The sequence below is a fragment of the Alistipes onderdonkii genome, assembly GCF_025145285.1.
GTDB classification, from domain to species: Bacteria; Bacteroidota; Bacteroidia; order Bacteroidales; family Rikenellaceae; genus Alistipes; species Alistipes onderdonkii.
This window is the reverse complement of record NZ_CP102251.1, coordinates 2,551,485-2,566,234: the sequence shown is the minus strand read 5'-3', so window position 1 is coordinate 2,566,234 and position 14,750 is coordinate 2,551,485. Positions and strand designations below refer to the sequence as shown.

The following is a 14,750-nucleotide window of genomic DNA, read 5'->3' as shown; positions in this document are numbered from 1 at the left end:
TCAGGATTTGAAGCACAGGATAGACACCAAGGAGCTAGACGCAAGGTTCCGTTTATTCCTGGAAGACTTCGGGGGAGGGTTCTAAGCCCTCCCTTTCCAATTCTGCCACGATAGCACGCTGCCGCTTGAAGAAATGGATCCGCTGCAATTCCCCGCTGCATGATATCAACGTCGCAAACCGGCTCAGGGCCAGCACCCAGCGTTTGGTGTGCTCGAACATGTCCGGATCGGAGCTGCGCAGCGAGTTGATCGAGAACGCCTCGATGCAGCTCCCTCGGTAATGCCGTGCCGAAAGGTAGCAATAAGTCGCTTCGATATCCATATCCGAAATATAGACCGACACCGGCTGCCCGCTGCGGAACTGCCCGGAGACACAAATCTCTTCCAGTTCGTCGAGCATCTGCAGCAACTCGGCTTTCAGCACCTCGACGCTTTCGTCCGTGATCAGGTGCATGTTGCGGAACGCGCAGATGGCGTTGACCCAGCGTTTGGTACAGCTTCCGTCGAATACCAGGGTCGTGGAGGGCATTTGCTGCGCTTCGTGCACCAGGTCGCGGTAACTCTGCAAAAGCACCTCCGGTGCTTACAGGTCTTCGAACTTGGCCCCCGAGCAGTCGATGAGCCCCTGCTGGTAGAGCCATTTGAAAAGCCTGAAATTGGTCAGGTTCAGATAGCGCATATAAAGCATCCGCGGAAACGAATTTCCGGCGATGGCCTGTTCGGCATCGTCGTCGGACGAAACCTCGCGGTAAAAAAGGGTATCCTGGTCTATAACCCCCGTATAATCTTCGAGCGCCGTATGGTAATCGCTGAAACTCAACCGGAAAAGCACATTTCCGAAATCCACGGCCCCGACCGTACGGTCGAGCGAAAAATTCATCTGCGCCGAAAGTACGCCCGCCTCCCCGAAGGTGAAAGGCACTTCGCCGCGCAGCCGGCGGTAAGCCGCCTCGCGGCCGATATTGAGCTTGTCTGTCAGAACGGTCGCCGCATTGGTGTATTCCGGGGTACTATTTTGTATAGCACCGATCAGTGCCGCATTAAGTTTTTCCAGAGGCATAGTGCAAGTGTGTATTAGCGTAATAAAATTCTCAATCCCAACCGCAAATTTAGCAAAATATTCATCATTAGGAACATTTCCGGGCAAAAGAAATGCACCATAAAAGGGAACCTCCGGCCGGAGGTTCCCTTTTTTTATCGGGTATGGGAATACGGTTATTTGCCGAGCCCCATTTTCTCGATCAGCGCCCTGGTTTCGGGTTTGTGGCCGCGGAAGCGCACGTAGAGTTCCATCGGATGCTCGGTACCGCCCTTCGAAAGGATATTCTCACGGAACGAGCCGGAGACCTCGCGGTTGAAGATGCCCTTCTCCTTGAAGAGCGAGAAGGCATCCGCCTCCAGCACCTCGGCCCACTTGTAGCCGTAATACCCCGCAGCATAGCCGCCCGAGAAGATATGTCCGAATGCCGGGGCCATGGCCGTACCGGGAACGACGGGCAGCACCTGCGTCGGAGCCATCGACGCGACCTCGAACTGCTCGACGTCGCCCTCGAAAGGCTCGGTGATCGTATGCCATGCCATATCGGTCATGCCGAACGAAAGCTGGCGCACGTTGGAATAGGCCGCCAGGTAGTTCTGCGCGGCGACGATGCGGTCGACCACCTCGGCCGGGATCGGCTCGCCCGTCTGGTAATGCACGGCCCACAGGTCGAGGAACTCCTTCTCAGTAGCCCAGTTCTCCATGATCTGCGAAGGCAGCTCCACGAAGTCGCGGTAAACGTTCGTTCCGGTCTGCGACTCGTACTTGCCCTCGCCCAGCATACCGTGGAGCGAGTGGCCGAACTCATGGAGGAAGGTTTCCACCTCGTCGAAGGTCAGCAGCGAAGGGGCCGTTTCGGTAGGCTTGGTGAAGTTCATCACCAGCGACACCAGCGGACGGGTCTCCTTGCCGTCGACGATCTTCGTGCCCCGGAACTCGGTCATCCATGCCCCGGAACGCTTCGATTCGCGGGGGAAGAAATCGAGGTAGAGTACCGCCATGAAACGGCCGTCCTGGTCGGTCACGTCGTAGGCCGTCACGTCGGGATGGTACACCTCGATCTTGTCGTTGGGCGTGAAGTTCAGCCCGTAGAGCTTGTTGGCGAGCATGAAGACGCCCTTGCGGACGTTTTCGAGTTTGAAATAAGGTTTCACCAGCTCGTCGTTGAGCGCGTATTTCTCGTGCTTGTACTTCTCGTTGTAATAGCCCCAGTCCCACGGCATGAGCTGGCCTTTGAACCCGAGCGAAGCGGCATAGTCGGCGACGGTCTTATAGTCCTGGTCGGCATAGGCCTTGGTCTGGGAGAGCAGCTCGTCGAGGAAGGCCATGACCGTCGGGGTGTTCTCGGCCATGCGGCGTTCGAGCACGTAGTCGGCATAGCATTTATAGCCCAGCAGGTTGGCGATCTTCAGGCGCAGGTTGGCAATCTGTTTGACGACCGGCGTATTGTCGTTCTCGCCGCCCAATGCGCGCGAATTGTAGGCACGCCAGAGTTTCTCCTTGAGCGCACGGTTCGACGAATAGGTCAGGAAAGGCACATAGCTCGGTGCCTGCAACGTCACCGTCCAGCCCTTTTCACCGCGCGCCTTGGCATCGGCTGCCATACCCTCCTTCACGAAGTCCGGCAGTTCGGCCACGACCTTCGGGTCGGTGATGTTGATCGAGAAGGCATTGGTCGCAGCCAGGGCGTTCTGGCCGAATTGGAGCGTCGCGGCCGACAGCTCGGACGAATACTTGCGGTAGAGCTCCTTGTCCGCGTCGGACAGGGCGGCCCCGTTGCGTGCGAAACTCTGATAGGTATCCTCGAGCAGCTTCTTGTCCTCTTTCGAGAGGCCGCGGCCGGGTTTCCCGTAGACGGCCTTCACGCGGGCGAAGAGCTCGGGGTTGAGCGAGATGTCGTTCGACAGTTCGGTCAGCTTGGGCTGCACGCGCAGTGCGATTTCCTGCATTTCGTCGGACGTGTCCGCTTCGAGCAGGTTGAAAAAAATACCCGAAATACGATCCAGCAGCGCACCGTGGCGCTCCAGGGCCACGATGGTATTGCCGAAGGTCGGCTTCGAGGGGTTGCCGACGATCGCGTCGATCTCGGCACGCGAGCAGGCGATGGCCGCGTCGAACGCAGGCTCGTAGTCCGAGAGTTCGATCTCGGAGAACGGCGGGGTCTGGTGGGGCGTATCCCACTCGGCCAGCAAGGGGTTCGAAGTATCTAATTCGGGCATCTGCGCCTTGGGGATCGAATTGTCGGCACACCCGGCCGCCATCGCAGAAAAGGTCATGATGATAAATGCTTTTTTCATGTTATTGCAAATATTGGGTTAATTTTAAGGATGGGGGCTATTCCTGCCGTATTTCCGGCTGAAGGAGCGCTTCGCCTTCGTCGGCGGGTTCCGGCTCGGGTTCGTCCCAGAGTCCGCGGCTGCGCAACATCGCCCGCTTGTCGGGATCGGCGCCGCGGAATGCCCGGTAGAGCGACATGCCGTCCTCCGAACCGCCGCGCGAAAGCAGCTTGGCGCGGAAATCGGCGGCGATCTTCTTGTTGAACAGGTCGCCGCTCTCGCGGAAGGCTTCGAACGTATCCTTGTCGAGCACCTCGGCCCAGGTATAGAAATAGTAGCCTGCCGAGTAGCCGCCGTCGAAGATATGGCTGAAATAGGGGTAACGGTAACGGGGCTCGATCTGCGGGATCAGGCCGCGTTTCTCGTTGAGCGCCTGCCGCTCGAATGCCATCGGGTCGAACGGTTCGTATTCGGTGACCGAATGGATATCCATGTCGGAAAGCGACGCGGCGATCAGTTCCGTGGTGGCGAAACCCTGGTTGAAGAGTTCGCTCTTGCGGAGTTTGTCGACCAGGTATTTCGGGATCACTTCGCCCGTGCGGTAATGCACGGCATAATGCTTCAGCATCTCGGGTTCGAACGCCCAGTTCTCCATGACCTGCGAAGGCAGTTCGACGAAATCGCCCTCGACCTCCGAAAGGCCGCGGTATTTCACGTCGTGGAACAGGAAATGGAGCGCATGGCCGAATTCGTGGAAGAGCGTTTCCGTCTCGTCGAGCGTCAGCAGCGCGGGCGTATTGCCCACCGGGCGCGTGAAGTTGCAGACAACGCTCACCACGGGAGCCACGCGCTTGCCGTCCTTATAGGTCTGCTCGACATAGTTGCCGCACCAGGCGCCCTGGCTCTTGCCGTCGCGGGGGAAATAGTCGAAATAGAGCACGCCCAGGTGCGAGCCGTCGGCGTCGAGCACCTGGTAGGCGACTGCATCGGGATGGTATAACGGCACGACGACCGGCTGGAAGGTGATGCCGTAGAGGCGGTTGGCCAGGTAGAAGATGCCGCCCTGCACGTTCTCGAGCGAGAAGTAGGGACGCAGCATCTCCTCGTCGAGGGCATAGTTCTGCTTGCGCAGCTTCTCGGCGTAATACCACCAGTCCCACGATTCGAAGGTCGCACCGGGGATGTCTTTCTGCAACAGCGTGTCCATCTCGGACAGCTCGCCCTTGGCGCGCTCGAGCGCCGGCTCCCAGATCTGGTCGAGCAGGCCGTAAACGGCATCGGTCGTCCCGGCCATCTCGTCCGCCACGACATAGGCGGCGTAGGAAGGATAGCCCAGCAGGTGAGCCTTCTCCGTACGCAGGCGGATGAAATCGTTGATGAGCTGCTTGTTGTCGTATTCGTCGCCGTTATTGCAACGGTTCAGATAAGCCTTATAGATCTTCTCGCGCAGGTCGCGCCTGGTGGAATAGGTCAGCAGCGGGATCAGGCTGGGCTTGTGGAGCGTGAAGACCCACTTGTCGCCCTTGCCCATCTGCCTGGCCTTCTCGCGGGCGGCGTCGCGGATGCCTGCCGGCAGCCCGTCGAGTTCGTCCGACTTGAGTTCGAGCACGAAATTGTTGTTTTCGGCGAGGATGTTGTTCCCGAATTTCACGGCCGTGAGCGACAGCTGCCCGTTGATCTCTTTCAGGCGGGCCTTCTGCTCGGTGCCGAGCAACGCCCCGGCGCGCACGAAGGAGTCGTAGGTCTTCTGCAACAGACGCATCTGCTCGGTGTCGAGCCCCAGCGCCGCACGCCGGTCGTAAACCTCCTTCACGCGGGCAAAGAGCTTGTCGTCGAGACGTATCTTGTCCCTGTGCGCGGCCAGCAGGGGCATCGCCTGTTCCTGGAGGGCCTGCATGCGGTCGTTGGTCTCGGCGGCACACAGCATGCCGAACACCAGTTCGGCCTGCGCGAGCATCTGCCCGGCATTGTCATAGGCAAGGATCGTATTTTCGAACGAGGCCTCGTCCTTGTTCGAGGTGATGGCGTCGATTTCGGCCTCGTGCAACGACATGCCGCGTTCGAAGGCGGGCATGAAATGCTCGGGCAGGATCTTGTCGAACGGCGGCACGCCGTGCGGCGTATCCCATTGGGTGAAAAACGGGTTTTCCCCGGCTGTTTTCCGGGAATCGCATGACGCAAGTGTCATAAGCAGCAAAAGTGTGGTGAATAATCCTGCAATACGTTTCATCTATCGTGTTATTTTGTGTAACTTTGCAATCGCCGACGGCGGAAGCACCTTCGATGCGTCCGCATAGTGATGCAAAGTTAGTAATTTATAACAGGTATGCAACTTTTTTACGCCCCCGACATCACGCCGCCCCTCTATACGCTGAGCGAAGAGGAGTCGAAACATTGTGTCCGCGTGCTGCGTCTGGGGCGCGGCGATACCCTCCATATAACTGACGGAAGGGGCAATTTATTTTGTTGCCAGATCACCGACGACAACCCGAAACGATGTACGGTTCGCGTCACCACGACACAGGCGCAGTGGGAACCGCTCCCCTACCGGCTGGTGATGGCCGTGGCGCCGACCAAAAACGCCGACCGCTTCGAATGGTTCCTCGAAAAGGCCACCGAGGTGGGGGTCAGCGCCATCGTCCCGCTCGAAACGGAACACAGCGAACGCCGCGTCTTCAAACCCGAACGCGCGGGGAAGGTCATCACGGCGGCGATGAAACAGTCGCTCAAGGCCTACCGCCCGGAGCTGCACCCGCTTACGCCGTTCCGCGAGGCCGCAGCCAGGCCGTTCGAGGGGCGGAAATTCATCGCCCACTGTGCCCCGGCGCTGTCGCCCGCAGGCAAAATCTACCTGCCCGCGACGCTCCGCAAAGGCGAGTCGGCGCTGGTCTTCATCGGCCCCGAAGGCGATTTCTCGGACGCAGAGATCGCTTTCGCGCATGCCAACGGATTCGAGGAGATCACCCTCGGCACGCAGCGCCTGCGCACCGAAACCGCAGCCGTCGTCGCCACGGTCATGGCGTCGGTGGCCAACGCCGGACAATAAAACGGCCGGGCAGGGAGCATAGCCGCCCCCGGAACCCCGTCCCTGCGACAGGGCCGCCGCACACGCCGGATTAAGTAAAGAACACGGAAAACATGCAACGACTTCGTACCATTTTCGCCTCCTTCTTCAAGATCGGGCTTTTCACCTTCGGCGGGGGATACGCCATGCTGCCGCTCATCGAGCAGGAGCTGATCGCCAAGCGCGGCTGGATCGAGCACAAGGAGTTCCTCGACCTGCTGACCCTCGCACAATCCGTCCCGGGCCCCATCGCCATCAACACCTCGGTGTTCGTAGGCTACAAGATGCGGGGGCTGAAAGGTGCCGTGGCGGCGCTGCTGGGCAGCGTCCTGCCGTCGTTCGTCATCATCCTCGCGATCGCGCTCCTGTTTGCCGACATCCGCCACAACCCCGTTGTGGACGCCGCATTCAAAGGCATGCGCCCGGCCGTGGTGGCACTGATCGTCGTGCCGGTGATCTCGCTGGCGCGGGGGATGCACTGGGCCCTATTCGCGGTGATCGCCGCGTCGGCGCTGGCCGTATGGTACCTGGGCTGGTCGCCGATCTATATCCTGATCGCAGCGGCCGCCATCGGCATCGCATGGACATTATTCATCGCTAAAAAAGCAGGCAAATGATCTTCTGGCAACTGTTCGTAAGCTACCTGAAAATAGGGTTCTTCGGCTTCGGAGGCGGCTACGCCATGCTCTCGCTCATCCAGAACGAAGTGGTCGTGCAGCACGCCTGGATGACCAATGCCGAATTCGCCGACATCGTGGCCGTCTCGCAGATCACGCCCGGGCCCATCGCCATCAACTCGGCCACCTATGTGGGCTATACGGTCGGGGCGCAGGCCGGCAACGCGTGGTGCGGCATCCTGGGGGCGGCGCTGGCGACGTTTGCCGTATGCCTGCCGTCGCTCACGCTGATGCTGCTCATCACGCGCTTCTTCCTTCGCCTGAAGCAAAACCCCATCGTCGAAGGCGCCATGAAGGGGATGCGGCCCGTGGTGATCGGCATGATCGCCTCGGCCGCACTGCTGCTGATGTTCCCGCACAGCAAAGCGCCCGACGAACAGAACTTCATCGACGGCTGGAGCTGGGCGCTGTTCGGCGGCGTCTTCGTCGCCTCGGTCAAAAAAGTGAACCCCATCCTGCTGATCTGCCTCTCGGCCGCGGCAGGCATCCTGATATACTACGTATTCTGAGCATCCCCGGAAGGAAAACAACCCCGCACCCATGAAGAAACCCCTCAAAAAACGGATCAAAAAGTGGAAAATCGGCGACTACGCGCGCCAGTTCTCGATCGTCACGGGCGGCGTACTGCTGACCCTGTGGCTGACCGCCCGGATCACCGAAGCTGCGAAACAGCGGGAGGTACGGCAGGCCATGCAGCTCGTCGCATCCGAACTGCACGACAACCTGCAGGTCGTCCGGGATTACAAGTACACTTACAGCAAAGACAAATGGGTGGCACGGCGCCTGCTGGAAGCGGATTTTTCGCTCGCAGGATTCCCGTCCGACACGGTCGAAACCTATTCGCGCTACATCACCGGCGGCATGGGCAAGCCCTACCGCCTGTCGAGCGATGCGTTGGAAATGCTCAAGACGACGGGCATCGCCTCCCATATCGCCGACAAGCAGACCCTCATCGACCTGCTGCGCTGCTATAAGGAACTCGCGGCGTTCGACGACTACATGCAGCTGTACTACGACCAGCGCATGCAGGCCATGCTACCCTCCCAAATGGAGAATCTCCATTGGAATTCATCCTACCGCGAAGGATTCGAGAAAACGCTCGCCGACAAAACGGTACGAAACTGGATCGGGGTGATCCCCAGGGCCTTCGACGACTGGTTTTTCGGAGAGCACGAGGAGAAACTCGAAAACATGATCCTCCTGCTGGAGGGGCGTTACGGGAAATCAGAACATGGCGACGACGGCGCCTCCGGCCAGTAACAGGATCAGGAAGGCGCAGAGGAACAACAGGCCGAGGATGGCCACGAACGTGCCGACGCAGCCCCAGCGCTGGCCGCCGTACGGCAACGGGTCGGTCAGCAGGGTGATGATAAGCCCCACGAGCGGCGTGAAGATCAGGCTCACGAGGAATGCCAGCCCGAAGCCGATGCGCCGGCTGCTGCCGATGATGCCCACCAGGACGGACAACAGGCAGCCGCTCAGCAGGCCGAACAATACGATCAGAATACTCATGGTTCCAAGTTTTTAACGTGTAAAACGGTAGTACGTACCGAGCGGCAGCTGCTTGCCCGCCCGGTCGGTAAAACATAGTTCGCCGTACTGCTCCGTACGCGGTGCACCGAACGCCTGCCGCACGGCCGTACGGGCCAGCGTGGACGAAAGCCCCATCGAGTAGAGGTTCAGCACGAGGAACGCTCCCTGCGGCTCCAGCAACCGGGCACAGCACTCGAGCATCTCGCAGATGTTGTCCTCGAGAATCCATTTCTCGCCGTTGGCACCCCGCCCGTAGGCCGGGGGATCGAGGACGATGCCGTGGTAACGGTTGCCGCGGCGGACTTCGCGCTGCACGAATTTCAGCGCATCCTCGACGATCCACCGGATGCCGTCCAGTCCGCTCAGCTCCATGTTCTCGCGCGCCCAGGTGACCACCTGCTTCACCGAATCGACATGCGTCGTATCCGCCCCTGCGGCACATGCCGCGAGACTCGCCCCGCCCGTATAGGCAAAGAGGTTCAGCACGCGCGGCGTGACGCAACACCCCGGGCCGGTGGCAGAGTGCCCGTCCCGGCCCGATCCGGCGCCTGACGGCACTGCAACATCGTGTGCCGGCAGGGAACTCCCGGCCGCAGCCGCGCCGGAAATATCCGCAGGAAACGTCCCGCCCGAAACCAGCGCCCGGCAATTATCGTAGATGAAATTCCAGTTGGCGGCCTGTTCGGGGAAAATGCCGACATGCTTGAACGAGGTGAGCCCCAGGCGCATACGAAGCGCCATATCCTTGTATTCGTAGGCCACCGTCCAGCGCGGAGGCATGCCGGGGCGCAGGCGCCACTCGCCGCGTTCGTCGCTGCGCACATCGCGCAGGAAGGCCGCGTCGGCCATGCGGCGCCACTCCCCCTCGGGGAGCGAGCGCCGCCAGATGGCCTGCGGTTCGGGACGGCGGGCAACGTATTGCCCGAAGCGTTCGAGCTTCTCGAAATCCCCCGTGTCGATCAGTTCGTAATCCCCGAACGAGGGTGTCAACTGTCCTTGCATGCTTATGGTTACTTTACCGTCGGCTTCAGCATGAAGCGGAACGTATAATCGCCGTAGGGCACCCGGAACTGCTTTTCGGGCAATGCGCCCCAGCTGTCGATACAGCCCAGGCCCGATTGCAGCAGGTCAAAGTTCACGAACGTGGCATCGCGTGCCACGAGCGTCCCGGAATGCTGCTGCGGCGGAAAATTCGATACGTCGAGGTCTGCCGTGGCGTACGGCAGCGCCGAGGCCGAGAACGGCGCATCGGCAAGGATCGTCAGCCCCGTACCGGCGCTGTCGGCCACCGTCCACCAGCGCAGGCCGCCCTTGGTGCCGGACTCCTGCGGACGCACGTATTCATCGTGGTACTGGTCGGCGACACGCTGCTCGTAAAGCCCCAGGTCGGCCGACGAAAGGCGGTCGGCATAGTTCTCGTGCGCACCGCGGCCGTAATAAACCACACGGTCGTAACGCGCCGGCATCGTGAGCGTCATACCGAAGCGGAACAGGTTGGGCACCTCGGCCGTCTTGTCGGCGGTCATCCGCTCGGAGACCTCCATTTCGCCCGCACCGTTGATGCGGTAGGTCAGCGCCAGCGTAGCTTTCACGGCGGGCAGTTCATAGAGGGCCTCCACGACGGCCACCCCGTCCTCGACCGCAGCGTCGAACTTCGTAAGCCGCAGTTCGGGGTTCTTCCATACAGCCTGCCGCTGGTGCAACTTCGCCCCAAGGTCGTTCTCGGTCGGGGCACGCCAGAACTGCGGGCGCAGTTCGGCCCCTTCGGCCATCAGCTCACGGCCGTCGACCGTATAGGCAGCCAAGAACCCGTCGCGCGAGAAGAACATCTGCCACGTATCCCCTTCGACGCGCACACCGCGTTCCCAGCGGGTCACCTCTACGGGACGCGCCGAGGCCGCAAGGCCAAAACCGGCCTTACAGTCGTACTCGCGTACGACGAACTGCTGTCTGGCCGCCGTATGGCCGATGTCGAGCAGCGGCTGCTTCTCTTTGAGTTTATAGGCCACGTTCACCAGGATTTCCTTCGCCTGCGGGCAGAAATCGGCTGCAGTGAATCCCAGCTCATATGCACGGCGCTGCTGCGGGGCGACATCGAGGTCGCCGATGCGGCCGGCCTTCACCACACGGCCGTCGGCAAGCAGCTGCCACTCCATTTCGTAGGCATCCAGCCCGATGAAGAAATTTTCGTTATAGACCTCGACCCTGCCCCGCGCAAGGTCGACGGGCGTAGTCCAGATGCTCTGGTACTGGCACTGCACCTCGTAGGCATGGGGGTGCCACGTGCGGTCGGGGGCGATGATACCGTTGCAGTTGAACGAGTTGTCCGTCGCATCGTAGTCGTTGAAATCGCCGCCGTAGAGGAACGACACACGGCCGTCGGGCTCGTAGCGGACAAGCCCCTGGTCGACGAAGTCCCAGATGAAACCGCCCTGGTAGGAGGGGTATTTGCGCACCAGTTCCCAATAATGGTCTAGGCCCCCCATCGAATTTCCCATGGCATGGGCATATTCACACTGGATGAGCGGTTTGGAGGGGTTGTTGCGAGCATATTTCTCGCATTGTTCATAGCCCCAGTACATGGGGCAGATGATGTCAGTGAAGGCCCCGTCCTGATCGTACACGGCACGTTCGTAATGCACCGGACGCGAAGGGTCGTACTCCTTGATCCAACGGTAGCATGCCTCGAAGTTGGGGCCCATGCCCGCCTCGTTGCCCATCGACCAGATGATGACCGAAGGATGGTTCTTGTCGCGCAGCACCATGCGCCGGTTGCGTTCCATGTGTGCCTGCGCATAAGCCGGCGCCTTGGCCAGCGTGTTGTCGCCGTAGCCCATGCCGTGCGACTCGACGTTGGCCTCGTCCACGACATAGATGCCGTAGCGGTCGCACAGCTCGTACCACTGCGGGTCGTTGGGATAGTGGCTCGTGCGTACGGCGTTGATATTCATCTCTTTCATGATGCGGATGTCCTCGATCATCCGTTCGCGGCTCACCACATAGCCGCCGACGGGATCCATCTCGTGGCGGTCGGCGCCCTTGATCAGCACGGGCTGCCCGTTCACGAGCAACTGTGCGTCCCTGATCTCCACGGAACGGAAGCCCACGGGCTGCGTCACGGTCTCGGTCACGCCCCTGCCGTCCGACACGGCGATCTCGAGCGTATAGAGGTTCGGGGTCTCGGCCGACCATTTGGCCGGGTCGGCAACCTCGAAGACATACCCGCCTTTGCCGCCGGCAGGCTGCAATCGATGTTCCGCCACGACACCGCCCGCCGCATCGCGCAGCGTCAGACCGACCGATTTCACACGGGGCGTGGTTTCCACCTCGACGCGCAGCGTGGCGTCCTTATATTCCGAATCCAGCACGGGCGTGATACGCACGTCTTCGAGGTGCGCCTTGTCGCGGGCAGTCAGCTCCACGCCGCGGGCAATGCCCGCGAAGCGCCAGAAGTCCTGGTCTTCGAGGTAGGTGCCGTCCGACCAGCGGAACATCTGCAAGGCAATGAGGTTTTCGCCCGGCTTCACGAACTTCGTGATGTCGAACTGCGCGGCCAGCTTGCTGTCCTCGCTGTAACCGACGAAACGTCCGTTGACCCAGACATAGACGTTCGACGTGGCGGAACCGATCGAAAGGAAGATGTCCTTGCCGCCCCACGATGCCGGGATGTCGAACGTGCGCCGGTAGGAACCCACATGATTCTCGGCATCGGGCACATAGGGCGGATCGTTCCTGAAATTGCCGCGCCAGGCATAGCCGATATTCACATAGACGGGGTCGCCGTAACCGTTCAGCTCCCACATCCCCGGCACGGGCATGCTGCCCCACGCCGCATCGTCGTAGTCGACGGCCCCGATGCCGGACGGACGCTCCGAAGCGTTGCGTACCCAGTGGAATTTCCATACGCCGTCGAGCGACAGGCGCTCGCCCGCGGCGAACGACGAGCGCATCGGCAGGCGGTTGATTTCATTGACGGCAGGATCCTGCCATTCACGCCCGGTCTGGGCGCCGGCAGCCAACACGCCCGAAAGCGCTGCCGCAAGGATCAAAAGAGTTTTTTTCATCATGGAGTTATCGTTTAGGTTTCATAATTTCGTCTTGGTACAGTCCACCAGGCTCATCTCGCACCGGTCGCAGTCGAACTCCAGCCGATAGCGCGAACCGCCGCGTTCGAGCCACAGTTCGCCCCGCAGGCGGGGATGCTCCTTCAGGCACTCGCCGATCTCGCGGCGGATGCAGTAGGCCGAACGCATCACGCGGCGCCCCGCCGTCGAAGCCGCAAGATCCAGCCCCCGTTCGATCCGCCCGACCCCGTGGTCGCGGTAAAACGCCTCAGCGAGGCGGTTGGTGACATTTTCCTCCGCCGAAAGGCATTCCGCAGGATATTCCGCCCTGCCTTCGGGCAATATCCGGTGTCCGATGCCGCGCTCCGACCGGGCCTTCGACAATGCATCGAGCCCCTCGCGGCGCAACTCCGCAGCCAGCGACGCCGGGACGAACCAGTCGCCGCCCCGCACTTCGGCCCCGCGCACGGCAAAAACCGTATCGCCGCCCTTCACCGCCTGCGTCCGCAATGCCGCGGTATTGGCCGCGGCATTTTTAGCCCGTTCCAGGGCGACGCTGCGTGCGGCCGAAGCCGTCACCCCCTCACAGTCGGTATAGCTGAACCTGACACCCCCTACCGTCGCTTCGACCAGCACCGAGGCGGGGATCACGCGGCGCGTACGGCTGCGGGCGAGGAGCTGGTTGAAACGGTGGTCGTAATTGCGGTAGACCTCCGTCCCGGGCACAATACCTTCCATGCGGTTGGGCGTCACACAGTCGCCGTCGGCGGCGTTGACATTGGTGCCTGCGAACCCCCGGTCGGTGAGGAAACAGATGCCGTCACCCGCGGCGAGCAAACCGCCCCGATCGAGACGGAACCTGTTCTTTTCGACCCGCACCACACGGCCCACATACTCGCCCACCGCCTTCGGCGTATCGAACGACGCCACGCCCGGCCGCTTGCCCGCGAAGAAATATTCCGACTCTCCGCGCGTGAAGCTCTTGGCCGTATCGGGCGTGAAATCCGGGATGCTCTCCCCGGCTGAAGCCCGCCGCAGATGCGGCCTCCCGGCCAGCGCCGCGTCGACCTCGCGGCGGTAGTAGGCCACGACGTTCTTTATATAACCGACATCCTTGAGCCGCCCTTCGATCTTGAACGAAGTGACGCCCGCGTCGAGCAACTCGCCGATATGCGCCGAAAGGTTCAGGTCGCGCACCGACAACAGGTGTTTCCCGGCGATATAGGTACGTCCCCGGCCGTCGGTCAGGTCGTAAGTCAGGCGGCACGGCTGGCTGCACGCCCCGCGGTTGCCGCTGCGGTCGGACACCGACCGCGAGAGGAAACAGCGGCCGCTGTAACCGACACAGATCGCCCCGTGGACGAAACATTCCACCTCGGCCGCGGTCGCAGCGCAGATGTCCCGTATTTCGCCGAGCGAAAGCGCCCGTTCGAGGATCACCCGGGCGAACCCGCACTCGCCCAGGAAACGCGCCTGGGCAGGTGCCATATTACACATCTGCGTCGAAGCATGCAACTCGACCGGCAGGTTCATGCGCCGCAGCGCCATGTCCTGCACGATCAGCGCATCGACCCCGGCCGCGATCAGTTCGCGGGCCTGCCGCTCGGCGGCCTCCAGCTCGTCGTCGTAGATCAGCGTGTTGAGCGTGGCATGCACCCGCACTCCGTAGCGGTGGGCATATTCCACCACACGGGCGATCTCGCCGGCGCTGTTGCCCGCCGCATAACGGGCTCCGAACTTAGCCCCGCCGATATACACGGCATCTGCACCGTAGTCCACGGCGGCGACGGCCGACTGCAAATCTTTGGCGGGAGCGAGTAGTTCGACGGATTTCAACGCATTATTTTTTGCAAAATTAACAAAATCCGCGACAAATGCGGACTTGCGGCCCCGAAAAACTTGCGGCCCCGAAAAAATAGTTTTTATCCCCGGCACAGCATGATGACAAAAAAATATCTGTTACAAAATAGACAGCATGTCAATATTTCACAACTCAACACAACCCACCCCAAGCACCCGGCTTAAAACAATGCAAATATTTACACGACAAAATATTACATCACAAACACCCCGATCAAAGACACATAACTAGGATAA

The 14,750-nt window shown here is 61.0% G+C and carries 12 protein-coding genes; 4 read left to right on the top strand and 8 right to left on the bottom strand.

Features of this window, described 5'->3' with window-relative positions:
* Nucleotides 1-52: 52 nt before the first annotated feature.
* From NQ559_RS10350 to NQ559_RS10335, 4 genes are all read right to left on the bottom strand, one after another.
* Nucleotides 53-574 (bottom strand): hypothetical protein, encoded by a 522-nt coding sequence (locus tag NQ559_RS10350; protein WP_244061868.1) that lies wholly within the window; start codon nucleotides 572-574, stop codon nucleotides 53-55.
* 9 nt (nucleotides 575-583) lie between these two features.
* Nucleotides 584-1,060: a hypothetical protein gene (locus NQ559_RS10345; RefSeq protein WP_018694867.1), complete on the bottom strand. Its 477-nt coding sequence runs from the start codon at nucleotides 1,058-1,060 to the stop codon at nucleotides 584-586.
* A 155-nt stretch (nucleotides 1,061-1,215) separates the two neighbouring features.
* Entirely contained in the window at nucleotides 1,216-3,300 is a 2,085-nt protein-coding gene (locus tag NQ559_RS10340) for a M3 family metallopeptidase (protein WP_018694866.1), read from the bottom strand.
* 73 nt (nucleotides 3,301-3,373) lie between these two features.
* Nucleotides 3,374-5,545, bottom strand: a complete 2,172-nt coding sequence (locus NQ559_RS10335) for a M3 family metallopeptidase (RefSeq protein ID WP_026318185.1) — start codon at nucleotides 5,543-5,545, stop codon at nucleotides 3,374-3,376.
* 96 nt (nucleotides 5,546-5,641) lie between these two features.
* On the opposite strand from NQ559_RS10335, the gene NQ559_RS10330 reads away from it, so the two are divergent.
* The 4 genes from NQ559_RS10330 to NQ559_RS10315 all read left to right on the top strand — a co-directional run bounded on the left by NQ559_RS10330 (nucleotide 5,642) and on the right by NQ559_RS10315 (nucleotide 8,316).
* On the top strand, nucleotides 5,642-6,361 hold the full coding sequence (locus NQ559_RS10330; protein WP_018694864.1) for a 16S rRNA (uracil(1498)-N(3))-methyltransferase: 720 nt from the start codon (nucleotides 5,642-5,644) through the stop codon (nucleotides 6,359-6,361).
* Nucleotides 6,362-6,453: 92 nt separating this feature from the next.
* Nucleotides 6,454-6,996 carry a chromate transporter gene (locus NQ559_RS10325; protein ID WP_018694863.1) on the top strand — a complete coding sequence of 181 codons (543 nt, stop codon included), beginning with the start codon at nucleotides 6,454-6,456 and terminating at the stop codon, nucleotides 6,994-6,996.
* Nucleotides 6,993-7,565 carry a chromate transporter gene (locus NQ559_RS10320; RefSeq protein WP_018694862.1) on the top strand — a complete coding sequence of 191 codons (573 nt, stop codon included), beginning with the start codon at nucleotides 6,993-6,995 and terminating at the stop codon, nucleotides 7,563-7,565. Before NQ559_RS10325 ends, NQ559_RS10320 begins: the two co-directional genes overlap by 4 nt.
* Before the next feature lie 31 nt (nucleotides 7,566-7,596).
* Nucleotides 7,597-8,316, top strand: a complete 720-nt coding sequence (locus tag NQ559_RS10315; RefSeq protein WP_018694861.1) for a hypothetical protein — start codon at nucleotides 7,597-7,599, stop codon at nucleotides 8,314-8,316.
* Here the strand turns inward: NQ559_RS10315 and NQ559_RS10310 are convergent.
* The 4 genes from NQ559_RS10310 to NQ559_RS10295 are packed head-to-tail and all read right to left on the bottom strand — an operon-like array spanning nucleotide 8,281 to nucleotide 14,489.
* The gene (locus tag NQ559_RS10310; protein WP_018694860.1) at nucleotides 8,281-8,568 is read right to left on the bottom strand and encodes a hypothetical protein; all 288 of its coding nucleotides are present in this window, start codon (nucleotides 8,566-8,568) and stop codon (nucleotides 8,281-8,283) included. The genes NQ559_RS10315 and NQ559_RS10310 overlap by 36 nt on opposite strands.
* A gap of 12 nt (nucleotides 8,569-8,580) precedes the next feature.
* A complete protein-coding gene (locus NQ559_RS10305) occupies nucleotides 8,581-9,591 on the bottom strand; it encodes a class I SAM-dependent methyltransferase (RefSeq protein ID WP_018694859.1) in 1,011 nt (336 codons plus the stop codon).
* 8 nt (nucleotides 9,592-9,599) lie between these two features.
* A complete protein-coding gene (lacZ, locus tag NQ559_RS10300) occupies nucleotides 9,600-12,653 on the bottom strand; it encodes a beta-galactosidase, LacZ type (RefSeq protein WP_026318184.1) in 3,054 nt (1,017 codons plus the stop codon).
* 21 nt (nucleotides 12,654-12,674) lie between these two features.
* Entirely contained in the window at nucleotides 12,675-14,489 is a 1,815-nt protein-coding gene (locus NQ559_RS10295; RefSeq protein WP_018694857.1) for a peptidase U32 family protein, read from the bottom strand.
* Nucleotides 14,490-14,750 lie beyond the last annotated feature (261 nt).

What these genes read in the sequence shown, in the direction of transcription:
- NQ559_RS10345 (WP_018694867.1), bottom strand. Translation starts at nt 1,060, where the DNA reads ATGCCTCTGGAAAAACTTAATGCGGCACTGATCGGTGCTATACAAAAT.
- NQ559_RS10340 (WP_018694866.1), bottom strand. Translation starts at nt 3,300, where the DNA reads ATGGCGGCCGGGTGTGCCGACAATTCGATCCCCAAGGCGCAGATGCCC.
- NQ559_RS10335 (WP_026318185.1), bottom strand. Translation starts at nt 5,545, where the DNA reads ATGAAACGTATTGCAGGATTATTCACCACACTTTTGCTGCTTATGACA.
- NQ559_RS10330 (WP_018694864.1), top strand. Translation starts at nt 5,642, where the DNA reads ATGCAACTTTTTTACGCCCCCGACATCACGCCGCCCCTCTATACGCTG.
- NQ559_RS10325 (WP_018694863.1), top strand. Translation starts at nt 6,454, where the DNA reads ATGCAACGACTTCGTACCATTTTCGCCTCCTTCTTCAAGATCGGGCTT.
- NQ559_RS10320 (WP_018694862.1), top strand. Translation starts at nt 6,993, where the DNA reads ATGATCTTCTGGCAACTGTTCGTAAGCTACCTGAAAATAGGGTTCTTC.
- NQ559_RS10315 (WP_018694861.1), top strand. Translation starts at nt 7,597, where the DNA reads ATGAAGAAACCCCTCAAAAAACGGATCAAAAAGTGGAAAATCGGCGAC.
- NQ559_RS10310 (WP_018694860.1), bottom strand. Translation starts at nt 8,568, where the DNA reads ATGAGTATTCTGATCGTATTGTTCGGCCTGCTGAGCGGCTGCCTGTTG.
- NQ559_RS10305 (WP_018694859.1), bottom strand. Translation starts at nt 9,591, where the DNA reads ATGCAAGGACAGTTGACACCCTCGTTCGGGGATTACGAACTGATCGAC.
- lacZ (WP_026318184.1), bottom strand. Translation starts at nt 12,653, where the DNA reads ATGAAAAAAACTCTTTTGATCCTTGCGGCAGCGCTTTCGGGCGTGTTG.